Origin of the sequence: Lentibacillus juripiscarius, from assembly GCF_042685205.1 — a bacterium.
GTDB classification, from domain to species: Bacteria; Bacillota; Bacilli; order Bacillales; family Amphibacillaceae; genus Lentibacillus; species Lentibacillus juripiscarius.
This window is the reverse complement of record NZ_JBHUNA010000005.1, coordinates 58,559-81,297: the sequence shown is the minus strand read 5'-3', so window position 1 is coordinate 81,297 and position 22,739 is coordinate 58,559. Positions and strand designations below refer to the sequence as shown.

At 44.0% G+C, this 22,739-nt stretch carries 26 protein-coding genes and 1 riboswitch; of the genes, 11 read left to right on the top strand and 15 right to left on the bottom strand.

The window, feature by feature from the left end:
• Positions 1-23 precede the first annotated feature (23 nt).
• Positions 24-1,376 carry a tripartite tricarboxylate transporter permease gene (locus ACFSUO_RS03185; RefSeq protein WP_382391017.1) on the bottom strand — a complete coding sequence of 451 codons (1,353 nt, stop codon included), beginning with the start codon at positions 1,374-1,376 and terminating at the stop codon, positions 24-26.
• A gap of 6 nt (positions 1,377-1,382) precedes the next feature.
• Entirely contained in the window at positions 1,383-1,610 is a 228-nt protein-coding gene (locus ACFSUO_RS03180) for a hypothetical protein (protein ID WP_382391015.1), read from the bottom strand.
• Between the two features lie 191 nt (positions 1,611-1,801).
• Here ACFSUO_RS03180 and ACFSUO_RS03175 point away from each other — a divergent pair, with 191 nt between their 5' ends.
• Positions 1,802-2,413 (top strand): spore coat protein, encoded by a 612-nt coding sequence (locus ACFSUO_RS03175; protein ID WP_382391013.1) that lies wholly within the window; start codon positions 1,802-1,804, stop codon positions 2,411-2,413.
• Positions 2,414-2,528: 115 nt separating this feature from the next.
• Here the strand turns inward: ACFSUO_RS03175 and ACFSUO_RS03170 are convergent, their stop codons facing one another.
• Together ACFSUO_RS03170 and ACFSUO_RS03165 are read right to left on the bottom strand one after the other, a co-directional pair.
• Positions 2,529-2,702, bottom strand: a complete 174-nt coding sequence (locus tag ACFSUO_RS03170) for a hypothetical protein (protein ID WP_382391011.1) — start codon at positions 2,700-2,702, stop codon at positions 2,529-2,531.
• Between the two features lie 15 nt (positions 2,703-2,717).
• Positions 2,718-4,661, bottom strand: coding sequence for an aconitate hydratase (locus tag ACFSUO_RS03165; protein ID WP_382391009.1), 1,944 nt, complete (start codon positions 4,659-4,661; stop codon positions 2,718-2,720).
• Positions 4,662-4,892: 231 nt separating this feature from the next.
• Between ACFSUO_RS03165 and ACFSUO_RS03160 the strand changes: the two genes are divergently transcribed.
• From ACFSUO_RS03160 to ACFSUO_RS03140, 5 genes are all read left to right on the top strand, one after another.
• The gene (locus ACFSUO_RS03160) at positions 4,893-5,072 is read left to right on the top strand and encodes a YfhD family protein (RefSeq protein ID WP_382391007.1); all 180 of its coding nucleotides are present in this window, start codon (positions 4,893-4,895) and stop codon (positions 5,070-5,072) included.
• A 194-nt stretch (positions 5,073-5,266) separates the two neighbouring features.
• Positions 5,267-5,701 (top strand): YueI family protein, encoded by a 435-nt coding sequence (locus ACFSUO_RS03155; protein WP_382391005.1) that lies wholly within the window; start codon positions 5,267-5,269, stop codon positions 5,699-5,701.
• Positions 5,702-5,800: 99 nt separating this feature from the next.
• Entirely contained in the window at positions 5,801-6,052 is a 252-nt protein-coding gene (locus ACFSUO_RS03150) for a DNA alkylation repair protein (RefSeq protein ID WP_382391003.1), read from the top strand.
• Positions 6,053-6,290: 238 nt separating this feature from the next.
• A complete protein-coding gene (locus ACFSUO_RS03145) occupies positions 6,291-6,629 on the top strand; it encodes a hypothetical protein (protein ID WP_382391001.1) in 339 nt (112 codons plus the stop codon).
• Between the two features lie 342 nt (positions 6,630-6,971).
• Entirely contained in the window at positions 6,972-8,954 is a 1,983-nt protein-coding gene (locus ACFSUO_RS03140; RefSeq protein ID WP_382390999.1) for an acetoacetate--CoA ligase, read from the top strand.
• 64 nt (positions 8,955-9,018) lie between these two features.
• On the opposite strand, the gene ACFSUO_RS03135 is transcribed toward ACFSUO_RS03140, so the two are convergent.
• From ACFSUO_RS03135 to ACFSUO_RS03115, 5 genes are all read right to left on the bottom strand, one after another.
• The gene (locus ACFSUO_RS03135) at positions 9,019-9,894 is read right to left on the bottom strand and encodes a hypothetical protein (protein ID WP_382390997.1); all 876 of its coding nucleotides are present in this window, start codon (positions 9,892-9,894) and stop codon (positions 9,019-9,021) included.
• Positions 9,872-10,831 (bottom strand): WD40/YVTN/BNR-like repeat-containing protein, encoded by a 960-nt coding sequence (locus tag ACFSUO_RS03130; RefSeq protein ID WP_382390995.1) that lies wholly within the window; start codon positions 10,829-10,831, stop codon positions 9,872-9,874. The genes ACFSUO_RS03135 and ACFSUO_RS03130 overlap by 23 nt, the downstream gene beginning before the upstream one ends.
• Before the next feature lie 162 nt (positions 10,832-10,993).
• Entirely contained in the window at positions 10,994-12,436 is a 1,443-nt protein-coding gene (gene panF, locus ACFSUO_RS03125; RefSeq protein WP_382390993.1) for a sodium/pantothenate symporter, read from the bottom strand.
• The gene (locus ACFSUO_RS03120) at positions 12,433-12,717 is read right to left on the bottom strand and encodes a YhdT family protein (protein WP_382390991.1); all 285 of its coding nucleotides are present in this window, start codon (positions 12,715-12,717) and stop codon (positions 12,433-12,435) included. Before ACFSUO_RS03120 ends, panF begins: the two co-directional genes overlap by 4 nt.
• 335 nt (positions 12,718-13,052) lie before the next feature.
• A complete protein-coding gene (locus ACFSUO_RS03115) occupies positions 13,053-13,481 on the bottom strand; it encodes a DUF4064 domain-containing protein (RefSeq protein WP_382390989.1) in 429 nt (142 codons plus the stop codon).
• Between the two features lie 201 nt (positions 13,482-13,682).
• Positions 13,683-13,799: riboswitch (TPP riboswitch) on the top strand.
• A gap of 84 nt (positions 13,800-13,883) precedes the next feature.
• On the opposite strand from ACFSUO_RS03115, the gene thiW reads away from it, so the two are divergent.
• The 4 genes from thiW to thiE are packed head-to-tail and all read left to right on the top strand — an operon-like array spanning position 13,884 to position 16,597.
• On the top strand, positions 13,884-14,375 hold the full coding sequence (thiW, locus tag ACFSUO_RS03110; protein ID WP_382390987.1) for an energy coupling factor transporter S component ThiW: 492 nt from the start codon (positions 13,884-13,886) through the stop codon (positions 14,373-14,375).
• A 35-nt stretch (positions 14,376-14,410) separates the two neighbouring features.
• Positions 14,411-15,214, top strand: coding sequence for a bifunctional hydroxymethylpyrimidine kinase/phosphomethylpyrimidine kinase (gene thiD, locus ACFSUO_RS03105; protein WP_382390985.1), 804 nt, complete (start codon positions 14,411-14,413; stop codon positions 15,212-15,214).
• Positions 15,215-15,985: a hydroxyethylthiazole kinase gene (gene thiM, locus ACFSUO_RS03100; protein ID WP_382390983.1), complete on the top strand. Its 771-nt coding sequence runs from the start codon at positions 15,215-15,217 to the stop codon at positions 15,983-15,985.
• 3 nt (positions 15,986-15,988) lie between these two features.
• Complete coding sequence (thiE, locus tag ACFSUO_RS03095) at positions 15,989-16,597, top strand: thiamine phosphate synthase (protein ID WP_382390981.1); 609 nt, start codon at positions 15,989-15,991, stop codon at positions 16,595-16,597.
• A gap of 131 nt (positions 16,598-16,728) precedes the next feature.
• Here the strand turns inward: thiE and ACFSUO_RS03090 are convergent, their stop codons facing one another.
• Positions 16,729-17,469 (bottom strand): MerR family transcriptional regulator, encoded by a 741-nt coding sequence (locus ACFSUO_RS03090; RefSeq protein WP_382390979.1) that lies wholly within the window; start codon positions 17,467-17,469, stop codon positions 16,729-16,731.
• 170 nt (positions 17,470-17,639) lie between these two features.
• Here ACFSUO_RS03090 and ACFSUO_RS03085 point away from each other — a divergent pair, with 170 nt between their 5' ends.
• The gene (locus tag ACFSUO_RS03085; protein ID WP_382390977.1) at positions 17,640-18,044 is read left to right on the top strand and encodes a hypothetical protein; all 405 of its coding nucleotides are present in this window, start codon (positions 17,640-17,642) and stop codon (positions 18,042-18,044) included.
• Here ACFSUO_RS03085 and ACFSUO_RS03080 read toward each other — a convergent pair.
• From ACFSUO_RS03080 to ACFSUO_RS03060, 5 genes are all read right to left on the bottom strand, one after another.
• Entirely contained in the window at positions 18,041-18,286 is a 246-nt protein-coding gene (locus ACFSUO_RS03080) for a hypothetical protein (RefSeq protein ID WP_382390975.1), read from the bottom strand. The two genes, ACFSUO_RS03085 and ACFSUO_RS03080, sit on opposite strands and share 4 nt — an antisense overlap.
• Complete coding sequence (locus tag ACFSUO_RS03075) at positions 18,279-19,097, bottom strand: squalene/phytoene synthase family protein (RefSeq protein ID WP_382390973.1); 819 nt, start codon at positions 19,095-19,097, stop codon at positions 18,279-18,281. Before ACFSUO_RS03075 ends, ACFSUO_RS03080 begins: the two co-directional genes overlap by 8 nt.
• 701 nt (positions 19,098-19,798) lie before the next feature.
• Positions 19,799-19,963, bottom strand: a complete 165-nt coding sequence (locus tag ACFSUO_RS03070) for a DUF3923 family protein (RefSeq protein ID WP_382390971.1) — start codon at positions 19,961-19,963, stop codon at positions 19,799-19,801.
• Between the two features lie 116 nt (positions 19,964-20,079).
• On the bottom strand, positions 20,080-20,343 hold the full coding sequence (locus ACFSUO_RS03065) for a hypothetical protein (protein WP_382390969.1): 264 nt from the start codon (positions 20,341-20,343) through the stop codon (positions 20,080-20,082).
• A 665-nt stretch (positions 20,344-21,008) separates the two neighbouring features.
• Positions 21,009-22,565 (bottom strand): BCCT family transporter, encoded by a 1,557-nt coding sequence (locus ACFSUO_RS03060; protein WP_382390967.1) that lies wholly within the window; start codon positions 22,563-22,565, stop codon positions 21,009-21,011.
• Positions 22,566-22,739 lie beyond the last annotated feature (174 nt).

The window sequence follows — 22,739 nt, the reverse complement described above, 5'->3', positions numbered from 1 at the left end:
GCCAGCACTGACCACTATTCCGATTAAAACAGCAGTGAAACTAGCCATGGAGCAGCATACAGTGTCATAAACTGCACACCATAATTAACACCTTTTCTATGCAAAAAGCCTGCTACAAGGCCAATCACCAGTACACCAACAATATTGAGCACGCCTGCATCCATATACGCAAGCATTACGACAAGACCGAAAAAGAGTCCAAGCATCGCCTCGTGGGGAATGTACCGGAAAACAAATGCACAAATCGGCTGTGCAAACTTAACCGTAATGTAAAAAGTGATAATGATGGCGACTGCAGCGCCAATTACTGTAGCAATGACAAAATCATTCATCGACAATATATGGTGCAAATTATGCTCATACGTAAAAACCGGCGGCGCATTAAACAATGCATGCCCTGGACCCAATGCGGTTGGAGACAGCGGATAACCAATAGCTATCAGCGGGACCAGTGTGCCGGAAAGATACGCCGCATTGGTAAGTCCGTCCATACTTGATATCGCCCTGGCAGCACGCTTGACCGGATCCTTGATTCTGCTTGCAATTGTCTCCCCAAGAAATATTGTCATCCCCACTGGACTCATGAAAAATGTCAGAACCCCGAAAACCGAGCTGACAGCGCTGGAGATCGTCTCACGCTTGTCCAATATTCGAAATGGGTTCGGGAATCCTTTTTCTGGCTTGGTCTTTGCCATTTTAATTTCTTTTATACCATAACGCGGCAAGCTCCGTCTTACTTTACCATTCGTCAGTTCAAATAATTTCAGGATCACTGGCCCGATCGTGATTCCTAGAAAAAATGACGTAAAAACAGTCGTATCTCGGGGAACAACACCAACTTCCCAATACAAATGGCGCAACCCCTGTATAATAAAAGCAAACGGTACAATCGACAATAATGCGAACCAGCGATTTTTCGCCATTAATGCCAGGAAAACAGCACCTAAGAAAAATATCTGACTGGAGTACTGTTCAATCACATCCGCAAGCGGTACTAATGCCGATGCCAAAAGCAGGCTGAGCGGAACTGAAACGATGGTGCCAATAACCGAACCTGATGCCATTTTTCGTATACTTATATCCGGTTTCCCATACTTTTTCAGTACCATCGCATGGTCCACCATTGGAGCGGACATAACACCGCCGGGGATTCCCGCGATGGCAACCGGTATGGAATCAGTCAGCTTTTTGGCTATTATAGCCGCAATAAAAAATGTCAAAATGATAATAGGCTCTAGCCCAGAGATAACAAGCAACAATGTGACCGGAGCTAGAACAGCGGTTTCATCCGTACCAGGAGCGATACCGATGATTGTATACAATGCTGCACCAAGCACAGCCGCTACACCCATTTGCAAAATTAATCCAATATCCATCGTTCTTTATCCCTCATCTATATACTTGAATTTTCGTTTGGGCTTTACAAGGATGGCACTAACGATAAAACCTGCCACCGCACCAACCAGGCCGAAGATAAGCGGCTCTTGTCCACCAGGTGCAAGCAAGTATCCGCCAAGTGATGTCCCACTGCAAATGATGAGGCTTATAGCCAAGTCCCTGATGCTGACAAGATCCTCCCATACTTCGATATTATTTTCAGTTTCAGGCAAATTTCAGCAACCCCTTTTGTGTCAGTTTCTTTGTTGAAAAATCTTTTCTTATTTATAAATTATACCTGTTCAACATTGTTTAATGAAGAAACGTCCCTTAAAAATTTGGCAAAAAACATTGCAGGAGTTGCGCACATAATCAGTCAGCCCCTGCTAAAACTAATATCGAATACTTTTAGGAGGTTATGTTGATGCAAAACCAGCAGCAAAATTTCACGAACACGACACAATTGCCACCGCAGCAGCACTATGGCGGACATGATATGTTTGATGCACATGAGGCATTGTCATCCCTGGTGAGCGGGATTAATCAGTGTGTCATTTTCGAACAGCATATCCAAGATCCGGAACTGCTATCAATGTCCCAAAAACACCGGGCATTCTGCAGCCAACTGTACAACACTATCCTGGATACGTTTCAAACCGGACAGGATCCGGCAGTTGATACTAAATCCTATAAAATGGATCAAAGCAATGATGTTGTATATGGTATGCAGCCTCCAGCTCAGCCAACTACACCGATGCAGTCGGCTAATGAGTTAAACGACCAAACCATTTCCGGCTTTATGATGGGCTCCATGAAATCAGCTGCATCAGCATTTACAATGTCATCTCTGGAAATGTCCAACCCGGTGCTGCGCCGTGTTCTCGCAGACAGTGTCCCGAACCTGGTTGAAATGGCCTATGAAGTATTCCTTTATCAAAACAAAAATCAATATTATCAGGTACCACAATTGCAGCAGCAGGACATGCAGGCATTCCAGCAAAGCTATGCACCAATCCAGGGTACCATGCCACATTAAACTTGAAGCAGAAATGGAACCAGCTCTTTGCTGGTTCCATTTTTTTGCTGTCAGAAAAAAGCAGCACTATTAAATAAGCCTGTTTGCACTCGGGCAAACAGGCTGACTTCCCTTTTTAATCGAGGAGCCGATTCATTTCATCAACAGACATAATTCGGGCTGACCTGTGGATATCCTCTATATCGTACGACCCATCCCCATCACAAACACTGCAACGGTATTGCCAGCCCTCATCGTCCGACAGCATCCCTGTTCCTTCACAGGCCTTGCACGTGTAACCTCGATCCACTATACACCCTCCTTGTTATTGCCGGTCTTTTGCCCAGTTGATAATACCGCCTTTAAGCATAATGTCAACCTGGCGCTCAGACAGGCTGTGCTTGACTTTAATCTGTTCATCCTTATCTTTTACGCTAATGAAAAATTCATTCCCCTGCTGAATTTTATTCCGTATATCATCCAGTACAAGCACATCACCGGAGGAAAGTTTCTCATAGTCATCTTCATTAACAAAAGTTAACGGCAATACACCGAAGTTAACAAGGTTTTGCCAGTGGATTCGGGCAAAGTCTTTCACAAGAGCTACGCGTAAGCCTAAATACCTCGGGGCAAGCGCGGCATGTTCACGGCTTGATCCCTGACCGTAGTTATAACCGCCTACTATCGCGTGGCCACCTTTTTCAACCGTTTCTTTTCCACGTTTGTAATACGTGTCATCAATAATTTCGAATGTGAATTTGCTGATTTCAGGCAGGTTACTCCGGTATGGCAGAACTCTTGCTCCACCTGCAAGAATTTCGTCAGTAGATATGTTATCATTCATTTTCAGCAAAATTGGCAGTTCGAAACGGTCCGGCATTTCATCCATTGCCGGGATGGATGCGATGTTCGGGCCTTTCTTCAATTCAACATTTTTTGCTTCGTCATATGGAAGTGGTGCATCGAGCAAATCCATGTTCGCTTCTGCATGTTTTGGCTCTTTAATCTTCGGATAATCATCTTCCAATGTGCGCGGGTCGGTAATCACACCTGTCAGTGCAGATGCAGCTGCTGTTTCCGGGCTGCACAGGAATACACTGTCCTCTTTTGTTCCCGAACGTCCAGGGAAGTTCCTTGGAGTTGTACGGAGGCTGTTCCTGCCTGTTGCTGGAGCCTGCCCCATGCCGATACAGCCGTTACACCCGGCCTGATGCAAGCGGGCGCCGGATCGCAAAAGGCTCGCAATATGACTTTCACTTACTAAGTCAGTCAGCATTTGTCTCGACGTTGGGTTAATGTCATAGGAAACCCCATCCGCGATGTTTTTCCCTTTCACAATCTCTGCGGCGATGGCAAAGTCACGGAAACCCGGGTTTGCTGACGATCCGATATAAGACTGATAAATCGTTGTGCCAGCGAGCTCACTGACAGGAACAACATTTCCGGGGCTGGAAGGCTTTGCGATAAGCGGCTCAAGTTCGGAAAGGTCAATTTCTTCCAAAATATCATAGGTCGCATCTTTATCAGCGGTTAGCTCAACCCAGTCATCTTCCCGGTCCTGTGTCTTCAAAAAGCGTTTTATTTCTTTGTCCGATGGGAATACCGTTCCAGTTGCACCCAGTTCCGCACCCATATTGGCGATGACGTGACGGTCCATTGCACTTAAATTCTCCACACCAGGGCCGAAATACTCGATAACTTTGCCGACACCGCCCTTTACGTCATGCCTGCGGAGAAGCTCCAGAATAACATCCTTTGCACTTACCCAGTCCGGCAACTTTCCGGTAAGTTTAACCCCCCATACTTCCGGCATCTTAACGTAAAAAGGTTCACCAGCAATCGCCATGGCTACATCAATTCCGCCGGCGCCCATGGCAAGCATCCCCATACAACCATTGGCACACGTATGGCTGTCAGAACCGAGAAGTGTTTTTCCCGGCTTCGCCAACCGCTGCATATGTACGGGGTGGCTCACACCATTCCCTGGTCTAGAGTAATGCACGCCGAAACGCTGTGCTGCACTTTCCAGGAATAAGTGGTCATCAGGGTTCTTACTGTCTTCTTGAATCAGGTTGTGGTCGACATATTGCGCAGACGCCTCGGTTTTCGCATGATCAAGGTTCATGGCTTCCAGCTCAAGCATGACAAGCGTGCCGGTAGCATCCTGGGTTAGCGTCTGGTCGATCTTCAAGCCGATCTCTTTCCCAGGGGTCATCTCACCGTCCATCAGATGATCCTTAATTAGCTTCTGGGTAATATTCAACGACATTGAATACCTCCTTATATTTTACACCTTCCTATACACCATTAGTATATGAAGGTTGCTCCATAATTATTTGCGAATAAAATTGCTCTATTCCTCTATATACCACCAAATGAATAAACGTAAACATCCAGGGTATGGAAATAAACTGGCTTATTTTTCAACACAATATACATTCATCATTTGATTTATCCCGGACATACTATGCGTGAATCACTTTAAAAGGAGTGGTTATTGATGGGTCGAGATGAACACCGCACGAATCGCAGAGGAAGACAACGACTGGCACAGACTCCTGAATATGCCAAAACAGACAATAAAGCAGTTGAATTCTCAGAGGAATTTGCCGACCACGATGACAAAGAGGCACAAGCAAGAATGCGGGCAGCCTATGAACGGTTGAACAATAAAAAGTAATACAACAAAAGTGTCCCAGGGGTCCCTGGGACACTTTTTTGGTGTGGGTGCGGTGGGGGTGCCTGTCGGTGGGGGTGCCTGTCGGTGGGGGTGCCTGTCACCGCCCGAATTTTGTCGAATTTTGTCATTTGGTAATAACCAAGTGTTTATAATAATATAAAATGAAAGTACCAAGTTTAAAATGAGGTGGGTTTATGGAGAAAAAGAATGTAGACGATTATCTCACAGAAGGCATTTACGGTCCAAAGGAGACAAAGCGATCCGAACGGGAAAAATTCCTTGGAACCATTAGGGAAAGGATTGTCATTGCACTCACAAAAGGCCAGGTTATGTCGGATAAAGGGCTCACAAAATTGGATGAAGCAATGCAACAAAATAAAGATGCCAAATTACTGATCAACGGTGACGTCTCATACAGATTTTTAAAGGAAGAAAAAGCATTGGCCAACAAATACGATATCCCCTACACAGAGATTATAAATAAAGAAGCCGAAACCGACATTGGTGCCGTGCTGACTTATGACCATGCCATTGATAAAGAACACATTTTTATTGAAGACGAACCAGTGGGGGAAAAGAACCAAGAGGATGATACATTTTTTTCTAAAATAAAACGGTGGTTTGGTTGAAGCAGTGCCTGTCACCGCCCGAGTTTTGTCGAATCTTAACCGTTGGGATGTTTATAAATTAACCCAATTCAAGGCATGATAGGATTGGAGGTGTTTTAAGTGACACAGCAATACCTTTGTCCGAACTGCAAGACGAATCGGTCACGGTTCAACATAATCGAGCAGGTTGCCAATCCGGTAAAACTAGACCCGCAAACCGGTGACGTACTGAACGACTATCAAGACAGCCAGCCGGAAATCTTCCATCAAGTATACAACGGCCCGGCATACCGAATACAGTGTGGGTCCTGCGGGCTGATTGAAGATGAACATACATTTATTAAATTCGCCGAGCACGACCGGAACAGCTGATGGCGGTGCCTGTCACCACCCGAGTTTTGTCGAATTTTGTCAATATACCCAAGAACCTCAAGTCATCGACCCCGAATCCTTCGAGAATAACATTTATACCTCCCCACCGTTTAAGTGGGGTGTTTTTTCTCTGGAAGATTCAACTTAACTGTTCCTATTTCTGTAACTCAATTTTGTTGCTCCCTGTGTCATCGCATGCTATAGTGTAAACAAGCTTATTGAAAAGGAGGTGAGAGGGTTGGAAAACATGCTCCAGCAGTTAATGGATGAAATGAAGGATATCAAGGTCAATATGGCGACCAAAGAGGACATCAATTACGTTAAAAAAGATATTGAACAACTTGATGGAAGCGTCAATTACATTCAAGGGGACATCAAACAAATTAAAGGGAATATCAAACAACTTGAAGAAAAAATCGATCAAAATGCAGAAGGAATTGATCGCAATTTCAGTCAAGTCGCGTTGAATTCAGAAAAGTTACACTGTCTATATAAAAGCAGTGAACGACAGGATAAATCGCTGGAAACCCTTGCTTTACGTTCCATTGAGCATGAAACAAAACTAAGAAATTTATAGAAAGAGAAGTACCTCAAAACACTTGTATTTTGCGCAGGAGTGACTTTCCTCGACAACCCCTAATCGGTTCATTCTCGTAGGCTTTGAGTTCACAAATGATCTGGCTTTCATCTTCCTTTCAACGGCTACGCACATTACTACAGTAATCATTGAAGAATATTCCTTTCCATTTTCCGGCTCTCAATTCAACAGACCTTTCTCAAATATCATTCGAATTATTCAGCTGCCTCTGCCTATTCCGAAACCCCATCCAAATAAAAGACAACGACAGTCAACCTTTACACATAGAAAACGGTTTCATATAATAGTTATAATCGAAGAACTAAGGGAGGGGGCAGAAATTTGAGTGAAATAAAGGAAGGAACACTGCTGTGGGAGCCGAGCGAGAAACGAAAACAGCAGTCCAATATCTATCATTACATGAATTGGCTGAAAGAACATAAAAACAAGACCTTTAACGATTATCATACACTCTGGAAGTGGTCGGTCGAGGAACTGGAAGATTTCTGGACCTCCATCTGGGAATACTTTGACATCCAGGCAAAACAGCCATATGAAACCGTGCTCACATCGCACGAAATGCCCGGAGCTAAGTGGTTTCCTGAGGCAACCATTAATTACGCCGAGCATGTTTTTCGAAACTGGGATGACAATGAACCTGCCATCATCCACGCCTCCGAACTCCGGGGGACGGAAGAAGTAACATGGCAGCAGCTTTACCGGGATACATCTGCCATGCAGCAGACGATGAAAAAACTCGGCGTCACCAAGGGCGACCGTGTTGTTGCCTATGTGGCGAATACCTATGAATCTATCGTGGCCTTTCTGGCAACCGCAAGCCTTGGTGCCATCTGGTCCAGTGCATCCCCTGAGTTCGGGACGCAAAGTGTCATTGACCGCTTCAAACAGATCGAACCAAAATTAATGGTAACCGTTGACGGCTATCGCTACGGCGGAAAGGATTTTGACCGGACTTCCGTGATAGAGGATATACAATCTGAACTGCCGGGGCTCGAAGCTACCATTGTTATCCCTTACTTAGACGAGAACCCGAACACTGGCCAATTAAAAAAGACCATCTTATGGAAGGATGCCACAAACACACCAGGAACATTGACATACGAATATGTGAACTTTAACGACCCATTATGGGTATTATTTTCGTCAGGGACAACCGGCAAACCGAAACCGATTGTTCAGAGTCAGGGCGGTATATTGCTCGAACACCTGAAGGCTTTGACCTTCCATGCGGACCTTAGCAAAGGTGATCGTTTCTTCTGGTTTACAACAACCGGTTGGATGATGTGGAATTTCCTTGTCGGTGGACTCTTAACCGGCAGCACAATTATTTTGTACGATGGAAATCCAGGATATCCGGACAAAAAGATGCTGTGGAAATTCGCCCAGGACACAAAAATGACCTTGTTCGGAACAAGTGCCAGCTTTATTACCGGCTGCATGAAGGACGGACTGGAGCCCGGCAAAGAGTTCGATTTGACCCGTCTTGAAAGCATCAGCTCAACCGGATCCCCGCTGCCGCCGGAAGGGTTTCAATGGTGCTATGACAACGTGAAGGAAGACCTCTGGATTGCCTCAGCAAGCGGCGGAACCGATGTATGCACAGCATTCATTCTCGGAGCACCCATTTTGCCGGTGTATGCCGGTGAGCTGCAGTGCCGCGGCCTGGGGGCAAAAATCGAAAGTTTTGATGACGACGCAAAGCCGCAAATCGAGGAAGTCGGCGAGCTTGTACTAACTGAACCATTCCCGTCCATGCCGATTTATTTCTGGAATGATCCGGATGGCAGCCGTCTTCACGATAGTTACTTCGACGTATTCCCAGGTATTTGGCGGCACGGTGATTATTTGAAGGTCACCGACCGGCATACATGCGTCATTTACGGACGATCCGATGCCACCATTAACCGCGGTGGTATCCGTATTGGCACAAGTGAAATTTATCGAGCCGTTGATCATGTCAGGGAAGTGAGTGACAGCCTGATCGTCGATGTTCCTAAAGGTGATGGTGATTCGTATACACCACTGTTTGTCATGATGAAAGACGGCACGGATCTGACCGAATATATAAAGAAAACAATCAAAAATGAAATCCGGACACAATGTTCACCAAGACACGTGCCAAGCGGAATCTATCAGGTACCAGACCTGCCAAAAACACTAAACGGCAAAAAGCTGGAAATTCCAATAAAGAAAATACTGATGGGCAAACCCGTTGACCAGGTCGTTAATAAAGGATCCTTGAGCAACCAGGGCGCACTGGATTATTTTGTCCGGTTTGCGGAAGAACGATTTGAAATAAAGTAATTAGAAAGAGGATGTCTCGATGGCATCCTCTTTAAATAAATGGTTTGTTAGTCTACTAAGTTTTTCACCCACCCGTGTTAAATGTGTTGGACGTCTTAAATTGCAGTGTTATGGGCTTATTTTCTTTCATGGTTGCTTTATATAAACTAATATTACCAGATGGCGGTGTGGAAGCTGCAGAATCAACTTTAAAATTCTCATTTAACGATATGGTCCAGACAGCTTCATCGTCTTTCATCAATACAACAGCAAGTGTCCCAAACTGCTGAATGTGATCCCAATCAAACAATTCTGTTTCACCATTTTGCGTAACAGTAATCCCCTCTTGGTCACTGATAACCTCAGCATTACCGCCTTCCCACTTACCATGAATTTCGGCTCCAACATAATAATACGATCGGCCACTGCCACGATCACCATAAGTACCGATGAATTGCTGAGTCTTATGGTCAGCCGTTTTATACGTTACTGCTGCAACATCATTCGCTAACCATTCCACTTTCATTTTGCCATTTGTTTGATAAGGCAATTTTTCTTTCGGACGAGCAAGAATACCGTAATAGGACCTATAGTAAACTGCCTCCCCACTCGTTGTATTCTCTTTAATCGATAATACATGTTTAAAATCAGGTGAGAGGCTTGTTGTATTTTTGATTTCTTGGTTACTTGCAACAAGCATCCCCCCATTAACCATAATGAAAAGAATGACAACACTAACACCAATCCATTTCCACTTTTCAATTAATGGGAGGAGAAGCAAAATGGCCAGAGCTAAACAAATAACACAGAAAATATTAATGATGTAAAACAGCCGATTATCAATATACTCTACTTGAAAGCGTTCATGTACGAAAAAGTATCCCATTTGCAAACAGAAAAAGCCAATAGCAAACAAGAAAAGTAGCCATCCAGCAATTTTAATAAGGTTCTTCTGTTTCATTTGGCTTTACCTCCATTGAAAACTCCCACGTTTTACCGTTATCCGTTGAAATGAATTTACCCTTCACTTTTCCACCTTCATAATCACCATTCGGTCCTTGATTAAGGAGAACCGCCAAATGATCGCCTTCTTTAAAAGGCATCTCCGCGCTAACAAATACTTTGTCATATTCTTCCGGCACGTTAAATTTTGCCTTATTCCAGGTGTTTCCGGCATCTTGGGTTACATAAACATCCGGTGCTTGAGGATTAATAGTTCCAAACGATAGAAATCCCGTATTTTCATCGGTAAACCCACCGTCTGAAATCAATCTTGTTACATCGGAATTATTTGTTTCCTCCCATGTTTTTCCGCCGTCATAGGTTAGAAAAACACTGGAATATTCTTGTGACATCGTGCGCCCGCCGGAAATAATGACATAGCCAAAGTTTTCATTGAGAAATGCTATTTTCCGAAACCGCATGGCAGGAAAATGCTCCGTAACAACTGCCTCTTGCCACGTTTCACCTTGATCAAGTGAATACGTCAGTAAAATTTCTTTATCATTCCAGTCCGATCCCTCTGCATACAAAAATGCAGTACGATCCTCCGTTAGAATATAGCTATTTTCAATCAGTTCCTGTTTATTTCCGCGATATTCTCCGTCAAATAATTTATCTTTTTCAATAGGAACGGTAATCCAATTGTTCCCTTTATCAAATGTGATGCTTAACTGATCGTTTTGTAAAGAATAGTCGATGGCGTCTTCTGCATACAGTGGTTGTTCTTTATCGGATTGTTGTTGTTCTGATTTATTTTTCGATTCCCCGTTATGTTCCCATTCAATTGTTTGAGGGCGCTGCGGAGGTGTTATCTGAGTAGACGTTTGATAAAAGATGGTAGCAATGATTAAGCCAATCATCATTAGACCAGACGCACCAAAGACAAGGTTTTTCAAAGCGTAGACTCCTTTTTGCCGTTATTAATAGGAATTTTCCATTACAAATATTTTCCTTTTAAACTTTTATTTCAAGGAATTTCTAAAAATCATTGTATTTTTTTCGGACTCATGAACGGGGTGAATTCCGTCCATCACGCAATTCACCCTGTTTCCGTCAAGCTATAATGCTTCCTGCCCCAGCACTTTCTGCCGCGTCCCCAAACTCACAGCCACATACGCAACGAACGCGAGCACGACCGGCAGTACGACTGAATGCAGTCCGAATGGCTTAGGGAAAAATGTATCCGACAGAATATACAACCCGACACCGGTTACCATGGAGGCAAGTGCCCCGTATTTATTTCCTTTTTTCCAGTACAGCCCCATCACGATCGGCCAAATAAATGCCGCCTCAAGACCGCCAAACGCGAACAGATTCAGCCAGATAATTAAATCAGGCGGATTAAGTGCCATCAAGAAGACGATAACACCCAGAATTGCTGTTATACCGATACTCAGTCGTTTCACCCGCTGCTGGGATGCTTTGGGTTCCACATAATTTAAATAAACATCTTTTACGATTGCGGAACTCACCAGCAACAGTAAGGAATCCACCGTTGACATAATTGCTGCCATAGGTGCCGCTAGTACTATACCTGCCAGCCAGTTTGGCAAAACTTCCAGCGCAATGAGCGGCATAACCTTATCTCCCACTTCGATGCCTGGCAGGATCGGCCGAGCAAACACACCAATCAAATGCATGTTTAGCATAATCACACCGACAACAATTGTCCCGATAATCAACGCGCGATGCATCGAACGGGAATCTTTATAGGACATCGCCCTGACTGCTATCTGCGGCAAAGCGACAACCCCGACACCGACAAGAATCCAGAACGACGATACAAATGCCGGTGACAGGCCGCCATCCGCACCGTATGGGGTGATCAGATTTGGATTTTCAGCAGTGAGATCGGATATAATATTGGAAATACCGCCTCCAGCAACAATAGTCGCTACCAGCAAGATAAGCGTGCCGGCAAACATGATTGTCCCTTGAATAGCATCCGTCAGCGCTACGGCCCGGAAACCGCCGATAGTCACATAAATCAAAACGAACAGCGCAAAAATAAATAAGGCTGTCGTATATGGGATACCGACCAATGATTCAATCAGACGGGCCCCGCCAATCCACTGGGCTGCCATTGCAGAAAATAAAAAGATAATAATACTGAATGCCGAAAACAGGACAACCCATTTGGACCGGTAACGCTCCTTCAAAAAATCAACCATGGTCAGCGCTTTATATTTTCGCGTAACAATCGCAAATTTTTTACCTAGTACCATTAACACAAAATACCCTGTCGATACTTGTGTCATCGCTAAAAGTACCCAGCCAAGCCCTTCCGTATATGCCGTTCCCGGACCGCCAATAAAACTGCTGGCACTGCCATAGGTAGCTGTCATCGTCATCGCCAGAACGAACCCGCCGAGACTCCTTCCGCCCAAGAAATAGTCCTGCATAAATGTATTGGACGCTTTGATATACTTCCCGGCCCACATGCCAACGCCAAATATAACCAGCAACAACCCGATTAATGGAACTAATGCCTGCCAATTCATGTCTCTTCTCCCTCTTCTTCAAATGAAACTTCCACAAACCATTTCTTCACCACAATCGTGACCAGTACTGCCATCACAATGAACCCGAGCACACAGCTATAAAAGAACCACGCCGGCAGTCCGAAAACATACGTGTAGTCGGACGGATCCTCCCCGCCAAGTCCATAGGCAAACGCAAACCACCAAATAAAATTAAAGATAGCCAGTCCCACCCCAAATAAAGCTTCCCGGTTGGCAACTTTATACCGTGGGTCGCTCTCGGACGTATTTTTTTTCTTCACTCCCATGTACCTCCTTTTAACGCTTTCCAAAATTCGAGCCCAATTTACAAACTACCTCTTATTAATATAACGGATAGAATAGCTGATTGTAAATATTCGAAAAACTCCTTTCACCCTATCATAAAGCCGGGATTCAAAACACAAGCAAAATAGACGGAAATGTCGTACATGAAATAATTGATATCAAAAGAGAAGAATTGAAGAAAAAATGGGTTTATGTGTGTTTTGTGGTCGTGATTAACTCGAATATTCGTTTATGACTATTAAGCTGAATTTCCTTCTTTTTCATCAATATTAAAAAGAGTAACCATTTGAGTTACTCTTTTTTAACAGGTCTATTCCACTGTTATTGGTTCTTGCTTTTTCCGTGCCAGACACATAATGCCCGCAATCAGGTAGAATAATCCACTGAATATTCCGGCGCCAGCGGTTACAACCGCACCAAGAACGGCAGTCACAATCAAAATAATACCGGCAGCTTTTGGATTTTTGTCACCCTTCATAAGCACAATGGAGACGATCCCCAAAATAAGTGCCAGCACTGAAACAATAATCAGAAACCAGCCGCCGCCCTGGAACATTTCCAGCATAGCATCCATATCACCTGCTGCCACTTCCGGCTGTTGCTGCCTGACTTCTTCTTTCGTCTGATCCCAAATTGCTTCATTGTTAAAGAGCCAAACCATAAATGCACCGACCGCGGCAAAGAAACCATAAATCAAAATGCCAACGATGGTTAGTACAATTTCTCCTGTTCTGTTCATGCCTATACCTCCCCGAGTCATCTTCTGCTACTCTATGCATTCCTTGGGCTGCATTATTCGAGTCAGCATGCTTTCTTGATTGTATCATAAATCCATTGTTGCTTTCCTCCATTAAATAGTGGAAACTTGTTTGAAACTTTGAAAAAGACATGACAAACTTACCTTACTTTGTTACACTTAAGTGGACTAAAAATATAATGCGAGAACTACTAGGGGTGCCCAGCAATCGTGGGCTGAGAGGAAAGGCGTTCTGAGCTTTCCGACTCTTACGGACCTGATCTGGTTAATACCAGCGTAGGGAAGTAGTCTGACAGAATTGCTATCAGCTATTTCAAGCCAGGTCCAGTCTATGGATCTGGCTTTTTTCGTTTGGATCCACCCCTTACCGAAAGGAGGGTCTACGTGAATCGGACACGGTTATTAACGACGATGGCCGTTTTTGTAGCAATTGGAACACTTGGTGCACAGCTCTTATGGTTTCCGGCCGGTGTCGCCAAGGCTTACCCGGTGCAGCACGCGGTCAACGTCATGGTCGCTGTCACACTTGGCCCCGGTCCGGCGGTTGTGATTGCCTTCATGATTGGCCTGCTCCGGAACATGCTTGGCCTTGGTACATTATTAGCTTTTCCCGGCGGCATGATTGGTGCCTTTCTAGCAGGTTACCTCTACAAAAAAACCGACAAAATAGCAATGGCTGCGGTCGGGGAAGCCGTGGGTACAGGAATAATTGGTGCACTGTTTGCTGTTCCATTTGCACGCGTGCTATTGGGCAGTTCTGCTGGTGCCCTTTTCTTCCTTCCTTCGTTTCTAGTCAGCAGTGTAACCGGGGCATTAATCGGCTGGTTTGTTGTATCCAAAGTCAAACAAGCCAGAATCATGGAAAACCATGTTTAAAAAAGAACTCCTTAAACAGAAAGGATGATCCATTCATGAACAAAGTCGAATCAGCATTAACCATAGCCGGCACAGACCCGAGCGGCGGCGCCGGTATCCAGGCCGACCTGAAAACCTTCCAGGAATTACAAACGTATGGGATGTCCGTCATTACATCGGTCGTCGCCCAAAATACAACAGGTGTCCAAGATGTGCAGCATATGTCAGGATCTATGATTAAGGAGCAGCTGGTGTCCGTCATTTCCGATATCCCATTCCAGGCATTTAAAACCGGCATGCTAGCTAACATTGAAATCATGGATGCCGTTGCAGAAAAGATTTGTGGATTGACTGTACCATATGTCATGGATCCCGTGATGGTAGCAGCCAGCGGTGATCCGCTAATTTCAGATGATGCCCAAACGTATTTGTGCGAAAAATTGCTCCCCCTGACGACGGTCACAACACCGAACATCCCAGAAGCAGAAGCAATCACCGGCCAAACAATCACAACACCGGAAGATATGCAGCAGGCAGCCAAACAGATTGTGCATGATTTTGGCGCGAGTGCCGCACTTGTCAAAGGCGGTCATATGCGAGGGAAAGCGGTGGACTTTTTATATGATGGGGATCGGATGCACACTTTTTCGGCAGACCGGATTGACACAAAAAACACACATGGAACCGGCTGCACCTATTCAGCAGCTATTACCGCTTATATTAGTCACGGGTATACATTACCGGAATCCGTGAAAAATGCTAAAGATTACGTAACCGCGGCCATTCGCCATTCACTTTCCATTGGCAACGGAAGCGGTCCTACCAACCATTGGGCACAGCGGATGGAAAGGGTGAAATAGATGAATCAAACAATCATCCAAGAGGTGCGTGAAACAACGCCGTTGATACACCATCTTACCAACCAGGTCGTAATGAACTTTTCAGCAAACGGCCTGCTGTCATTTGGAGCTGCACCAGTCATGGCAAAAGCTGAAGAAGAAACCGCTGAAATGGCTGCCAATGCAAATGGCCTCTTACTTAATATCGGCACCTTAACGTCACAAGAGCTTCCTGCCATGATTAATGCAGGTAAAACTGCCAATGAACGAGGGATCCCTGTTGTTCTGGACCCGGTCGGTGTCGCAGCAACCCCATTCCGGACCAATGCGGTAAAGAGGATTTTAAGTGACGTACAGCCAACGATCATCAAAGGAAATGCAGGAGAGCTTGCTCATCTCGTCGAAATTCCGTGGGAAACAAAAGGCGTCGAATCGGTTGGGGATGGCAATGCTGATGAGATTGCATTAAAGGTGGCCGAAACCTATCAATCTGCCGCAATTGTTACCGGAAAAACTGATGTCATATGCATCGGCAGCGAAGTCGTTCATAATCACACCGGCCATCCGATTTTAGGTAAAATAACAGGGGCTGGATGTCTGCTGGGCTCGATTTTAACAGCTTGCCTGACAACCAACAAATCTATTGAACAGCAAGCATTAACGGCCGTCCAATTTTACGGGTTGGCCGCAGAATACGCTGCTGAAAGGCCGGATGTCAACGGGCCGGGAACTTTTCTCTCCCATTTTATTGATGCATTAGCCTATGACCCTGCAAAACTGGAAAGGGAGTAATCAATGAATCTTAGAAAATACTTCATCATGGGAAGTCAGAACTGTAACCGCCGCGACCCTGCAGATATTCTGAACGAAGCAGCTAATGCCGGGATTACCGCTTTTCAATTCCGGGAAAAAGGAAAAGGTTCGCTATCCGGTCAGGACAAACGAAAATTGGGTTATAAACTCAGGGATATCTGCACCAGGCATCATGTATTGTTTTTTGTCAATGATGATATCGAATTAGCCGAAGCACTGGATGCGGATGGCGTCCACGTCGGTCAGGACGATATGCCGCTGGAAAAATTACGGGAGATATTTCCGGATAAAATCATCGGCTTATCTGTATCCAAGCAGAACGAAGCCGACAATAGCCCTATTCAACTGGCCGATTATCTCGGTGCAGGACCAGTTTTTGCCACATCCACAAAAGATGATGCAAAACAAGCAGTCAGTCCCGATTGGATTACAACATTGAAACGGCACTATCCCGGCATGCCGATTGTTGGAATTGGCGGGATCACAGACAGAAACGCTGCCACTGTCATGAACGCCGGTGCGGACGGGGTTGCCGTTATTTCAGCGATTACGAAAGCTGATGATATAAAAGCAGCTGTCGAAAACCTGTAATCATATCAGAAGGCCGCAGTATTGTATGCTGCGGCTTATACTTATAATCGTCTTCCACTAGTAAAAGGTGTCTTATCATTTTCTAATGATAAGACACCTTTTTGTAATTGGATTCGATTGTAATAGTGACATTACTTTTTATTCCGGTCTGCATACACCGCCATGGCATCACGCATGAAAACAGTCAAGCCTTCACCATATTTATCAATATTTTTCGTGAAACGCTCGTCATCGACATACATTTGGCCGAGTCCTTTGAATGCATCAAGCGAGTAACTGCCGATCTTATTTAAGTAGTCATACCAAACTTTGATTGCTGCTTGCGCCTCATCTGAATCAGGGGATTTATGGCGAATGGCTGCAAGGTCTTGATAAATATCGTCAAACTCTTCACCCAATACTTTTTGTTCATCTTTGGACATCTTGTCGATTTTTGCATTCGATTCGTCAACAACTTTGTCGCCCCAGCGTTCGCGTGCCTCCTGTTCGTACGGGTTATGGCTAAAATCAAAGCCGGCAAACTTTTCTTTATCACTCATCTGAATCGCTCCTTTCGTGTGATGGATGGTCTTATCAATTGTTGCAATCATGTTATCCAAGCGGGCACGCTCTTCAAGCAGCATGTTTCGCTGGACCTGAAGCGCCTCCTCCCTGTCAAATGATGGACTATTGATAATGTCCTTTATCTTTTTCAAAGGGAAGCCAAGTTTTCTAAAAAATAGTATTTGCTGCAATGTTTCAAGATTCTTTTCTGAATAAATCCTGTAACCGGACTCCGTTGTTTGTTCTGGTTTCAGCAGTCCGATCGCATCGTAATGATGCAATGTACGCACACTGATTCCAACTAGTTCAGCCACTTCTTTCACTTTCATTATTTAGCCTCCCTTTAGGATTTACTATAAAACCATGACGTAACGTGAGGGTCAACAGTGAAATACACACCTTAAGCGCCCATACATTTTTAGACGAATCCCCATATACTGAAGAGAAGAATTTTTAGGGAGGAATTTAAAGATGAACCATAACCAGCCGCCATTTGGCGATGAAAGAATATTCAATTTTCCATGGTTTCAGGACGGTGGGCCGGGCGGAGGGCCTCCATTCGGCGGACCGGGGCAAACGGGTGGTGGACCACCATTTGGCGGACCACCTGGGCAACCGGGAGGCGGAGGACCAGCTAATTTTCCAGGCGGACAGCAGCAAATCAGCCCGCCGAATTCACCACCGCCATCATTCACACCGCAACAGCCTCCAATGCAGCAGGCGCAGGGAGGGATTAGTACTTTCGCAGTTGACCCCGGTGCCATTAGAGGATGCTTGTTTCAATTCACGTATATCTGGTTACGATGGGATTCTTTTTGGTTTTTCCCAGTATATATCGGAAGGCGCTCTATTGCGGGATTCAGATGGCAGAGGAACCGCTGGGTATTCTATGGCGTTGATTTAGACCGTATCCAATCTTTTCAGTGTTACTAGGGCGTTTACTGGTATGCCTGTTTTACTGGTGCCTGTCACCACCCGAGTTTTGTCAGTTTTCGTCGAATGAATCTGGCGGTTTGGCATCTTTTTGGATGTGGTCGGCGGTATCGCCATTATCGTGTTTTCAGCAGCCATTCTGTACCTGGGTGTCAAAGGCTTGCTCAATAAATAAAACAAGAGACCGCAATTAAGCGGTCTCTTCTTATTCACTCTTCATGTCCTCCACAATGGTTTCCACTTCATCTCTGGATATCTTTTCGCGGCCTTCTTTCAGGGCTTTCACCGTCCGTTTGGCCAAAGCTAGCGGAATTCTGCAAAACAGGAGGATGTTTCGGGTTTTGATCGCTTTCATGTACTCGTCAGCTTGGGCGAGGTTATTCTCGGTATAGCGGAACATATCATCCCGTGTCCAGCCATCAGGTACAAAATTCACACCGCGTTCACTGTCTTCATCCTGGTTCCGCAAAATGTTCACAGCCTGCAGCCCGCGTCCATAGCCAATGGCCAGATCACGGTCAGTCTCCGTTCCATCATACCAGAACCAAATGTCCGACAGCATGACACCTACGAGCCCGGCTACATAATATGTATAGTCATCCAGGTCTTCCTTATCCTTTACATTCCAGCCCTTTTCTGCCCAGTCAGCCATCCCAGATGCCATAATACTCGTCGATTCTTTTACTTTATCAACAATCCCATCCGGGCAAAGGTGGATCCAGTCACCTAATCGCAGTGTCACTTCCGGCAGACGCGATTCATACGGCTGAAGCATGGCACGGTATGCTTCATCATCAAATTCGCCCTCTAATAGATCACTCGTATACCTGAGCAGGTGCTGTTTTGTCCCCGAATCCAATCCTTCATGATCCTCTATTTCATCCACAGCACGCATGCATAAATACGCTGAACCTACTGTTTGTTTTAAAGGTGATTTCAGCAAAGTAATCGGTATGTAAAAGGTTCTGCTTGTATCCTTAAGCATTTGGATGGCATCTTTTTGCAATTGTTTCGCTTGTTTCAACCGTTACGCCTCCCTTGATACCATTTATTATAACAAAAAATGCGCATTAATCACATCAATTGCATGCTGCTAAAAAAGGGCTCCCTAAGTAGTACACTTACCGTAGAGAAAACTCCAAATATCAGTATAATTATCTTATGAAAATAGAAATATGTTATAATAAAATACAATAGACCGGTTTCGCATGAGGGGTTTGGTAGCACTGTCGATCTGCCGTTAGTCTTCGTTGGGAGGCTCTCCCCAGAGAGGGAGGTGCTTGGACATTGTTTTTTACTTTTTTGTTCCATCTGTTCATATAGAGATGAAATAACTGCATCACGGTGATACGGGGGGAGTTTACTTGTTGTACGTCTTTCCTTCATTTTATTGTGATAAAGCTTATAAAGCTCCGGAACTATCCAATTCTTTTGACTCTCTTTCAATTGTGAAAAACGTTTGTTTGTTTGAAGAAGCTTCCCATTTACCTTTATATGGTTTTTCATCAAGAACCTTCCTTTAAATCTTACTTATTTTTACTTAATTACTATTGTCTCACTTCATTAGAAAAAGAGCCTCTCCACTTATTGCAGAAAAGCGCCTCGATTCCCGAACAGTCATTTCTAATATTCGCTGGATTGCCTAAGATTGCTGTTCGTTTTGATCTCTTTTGTTTTTTATGACTAGCATTGCATCTAACCAACCAATTTGAACGAGCAAAGGGATTAAAAAGGTACTGCTAAAACCAAAATATTTAACATAATGATTTTCGGAGTTTGAATTGCACCAGCCGCATCTACATCTTTTTGTGCTAATAAAATCGACCCTGCTGCAAATAAGGCCAACCAGAAAGCATTTACAATCCACCAAGCAATCCAAGAGAATTTCACAACACACCTCTTTTTATGAGATAATAGGATAAAAGATCCGGCCCTTTGAAAGCAAGATTGGCACAAGTCTTATTCAATTCTCGCGCCCGTTTAGTGAATAAAGCAGATCACTACATTCACGATGTAGTTTCTCTTTTCTTTGAAATTACCATTTCAGTTAGAATAGCAATAAATGACATTATCCCGATTCCTACAACCGTATATTCAAAAGCCGATTCCCATTCACTTGAATAAAGGGTATATATCGTTATGGTTCCCACCAATATAGCCATTGCCAACTGTGTAGTGAATTTACTACTTGGTTCTTCTTTTTTGAAAAATTGAGTTTTAGTAACAGTTAAAAACAGGATTATAGCCAACAATGCAAGTAAAATTATCATCTTTATTCACCTCTTTAACTCCCAAGTATTATTCAATCAAACGGCTCTACAATGGCAAATGGGCACTGTCTTTTATTCCAGAAATACTGCACCCGTTTGCTTAACTATTTTGATTTGAAAAATAACTATATAAACCAAACAAAAAGAATAGTGATAACTATGCTTTGCGAAAGATAAATTATGAAACCACCTTTTTTCGTACTCCTTGCTCTATTGGGAAAATAGGTGTTCAAGATAAAACTAATAACCCCCAAGATTGCGAAGGTTAGTATGAAAGTAAAAATCGTTTGCAATACCATTTTATTTCTCTCCAAATCATTATTTATTTCCACTTATTTTAACATAAATATCCTGATCCCTTTGAAAAGGTCTACAACAATATGGCCCGTTTATGGCTAAAATTATTAAAATGCATCTCTCTTTTTGCACTTTATACGCTAAATTAGCTCTTATATTAAAAGGTGTTTTAGCAATGCTTTTAGGGCAATGACAACAGATATTGTCATTTTGCTATTTATGGCGTTAATACCAATGATGAAGTATTAAATTACTTATCCTAACGTTGTCATATCAATAAAAAATAGTGAACTAAATTCTATGTGATGATGGATAACCTTATAAAAAAACTTCGGCACTCGCTATAGACGAAGCGAGTACCGAGTGTTCTAGTGATCAATTTTAATTGGCCTTCCTCTTCTTGGTCTTTCCCACATGAGGCCTTGTTCTAGCGCCATCTTTTTGGCGATTTGCGGTGCGTTCCACAATGGCGGCAATAATAGAAACGACACAGGCACAGCGGTGATAACAATCGAGTTTTGAATAGCCGTTATGCTGCCTTCCCCAATGGTCAGAATTACCATGGTCGTACCACCGAAAATTAATGCCCAGAATACGCGCAGCCACCTCGCAGGATGATCATTTCCGGTCAGTGTTACAGCAACTGTGTACGACATCGTATCAGTAGTCGTTGCCACAAAAACAATGGATATGGCCAAAAATGCAACTGCTATAATAGTCCCTATTGGCAGTTGATCCATGATGGCCATGACGGCAGCGGGCATTCCTGCCTCATTTAAGGCCCCTGAAATCGATCCTGGATTCTCTATTTCAAAAAAGACCCCTGTACCACCTACAACAGAAAACCAGAAATTCGTGACAAGCGGTGCCACTATCGATACTGCAATAATCAGTTCCCTTATGGTTCTTCCACGAGAAATTCGACTTATAAATATGATTAGCATTGGGCCATAGCCGATGAACCAGCCCCAGAAAAAGAGTGTCCATGAACCCAGCCAGGCACTATCGCCACGGTAAAAGTTCATCGTGAGCATGTTTTGCAGATGAACACCTGTACCGCCGACGAATGCATCAATAATAAACAATGTCGGTCCAATAATCAGTATGATAAAACCTAAAAGGAATGTCATGCCAACATTAATACGGCTTAAAATAAGGATTCCTCTATCAACCCCTGTAGCAGCTGAAATCGCCGCAATCACTACAAGAACCACGACAACCAGAATACTTACTGTTACGGTATTTGGCACATTAAATAAATGGTTAAGGCCATATGCTATCTGTAATCCAAGGAAACCCAATGGCCCCAATGTTCCCGCTGCCGTTGCGATAATGGAAGAAATATCAGCTGCGGAGCCAAGAATACTCTTGTGAAATATTTTCTCCCCGAAAACCGGGTATAATAACGCTCTTGGTCGCATCGGGTAGCCTTTGCTGTAGTGCACATACATCATCACAATGGTAGACAGTGTCCCCAAAATTGCCCAGGCGAAAAATCCCCAATGCATAAATGCCTGCGCAAAAGCAGCTGGTATATTGTTAAACTCCCCACCGCCAAATAATGGGGGAGTCGTCATGTAATGGTACATTGGCTCAGCTGCTGCCCAGAATACACCTCCGCTAGCAAGAAGAGTTACTAAAATCATCGCAACCCAGCGATAGTAGCTATACTTTGGTTTATCCATTTTACCTAAACGAACCTTACCAAATCTCGAAAAACCCAAAAATATCCCAATTGCAAAGTTACCAAACAATAAAACCTGCCAATAAGCTCCAAACAGATTTGCGGAATAATCAAATAGCGTCGTAATCCATTTTCCGACTGCTTCACTGTTGATGAACGATAAAATAATAAATAAAATCAGGAATCCGCCACTTACCGCAAATGCTGTCCAATCTGTTTTAACTTTCTGTGGTTCTTGCAAAGTTTTCCTCCCATTTTTAGGAGCAAGTGTCTCCAACATTATCGAAATGCTGTCTTAACGACCGTTGGATGGAAAATGATTATCTCACACACCACGATCAATCATAGCTAAACCCATCGGCTTGCCCGTGTTATTTTCATACATAGTTTTTCATTATAGTTTTGAATGGATGAA

Coding starts and splice junctions, on each gene's coding strand:
- thiD (WP_382390985.1), top strand. CDS start 14,411: ATGAACAAAGTCGAATCAGCATTAACCATAGCCGGCACAGACCCGAGC.
- ACFSUO_RS03135 (WP_382390997.1), bottom strand. CDS start 9,894: ATGAAACAGAAGAACCTTATTAAAATTGCTGGATGGCTACTTTTCTTG.
- thiE (WP_382390981.1), top strand. CDS start 15,989: ATGAATCTTAGAAAATACTTCATCATGGGAAGTCAGAACTGTAACCGC.
- ACFSUO_RS03160 (WP_382391007.1), top strand. CDS start 4,893: ATGGGTCGAGATGAACACCGCACGAATCGCAGAGGAAGACAACGACTG.
- ACFSUO_RS03065 (WP_382390969.1), bottom strand. CDS start 20,343: ATGATAATTTTACTTGCATTGTTGGCTATAATCCTGTTTTTAACTGTT.
- panF (WP_382390993.1), bottom strand. CDS start 12,436: ATGAATTGGCAGGCATTAGTTCCATTAATCGGGTTGTTGCTGGTTATA.
- ACFSUO_RS03090 (WP_382390979.1), bottom strand. CDS start 17,469: ATGAAAGTGAAAGAAGTGGCTGAACTAGTTGGAATCAGTGTGCGTACA.
- ACFSUO_RS03165 (WP_382391009.1), bottom strand. CDS start 4,661: ATGTCGTTGAATATTACCCAGAAGCTAATTAAGGATCATCTGATGGAC.
- ACFSUO_RS03155 (WP_382391005.1), top strand. CDS start 5,267: ATGGAGAAAAAGAATGTAGACGATTATCTCACAGAAGGCATTTACGGT.
- ACFSUO_RS03185 (WP_382391017.1), bottom strand. CDS start 1,376: ATGGATATTGGATTAATTTTGCAAATGGGTGTAGCGGCTGTGCTTGGT.
- ACFSUO_RS03085 (WP_382390977.1), top strand. CDS start 17,640: ATGAAAGAATATTCAATTTTCCATGGTTTCAGGACGGTGGGCCGGGCG.
- ACFSUO_RS03175 (WP_382391013.1), top strand. CDS start 1,802: ATGCAAAACCAGCAGCAAAATTTCACGAACACGACACAATTGCCACCG.
- ACFSUO_RS03115 (WP_382390989.1), bottom strand. CDS start 13,481: ATGAACAGAACAGGAGAAATTGTACTAACCATCGTTGGCATTTTGATT.
- thiM (WP_382390983.1), top strand. CDS start 15,215: ATGAATCAAACAATCATCCAAGAGGTGCGTGAAACAACGCCGTTGATA.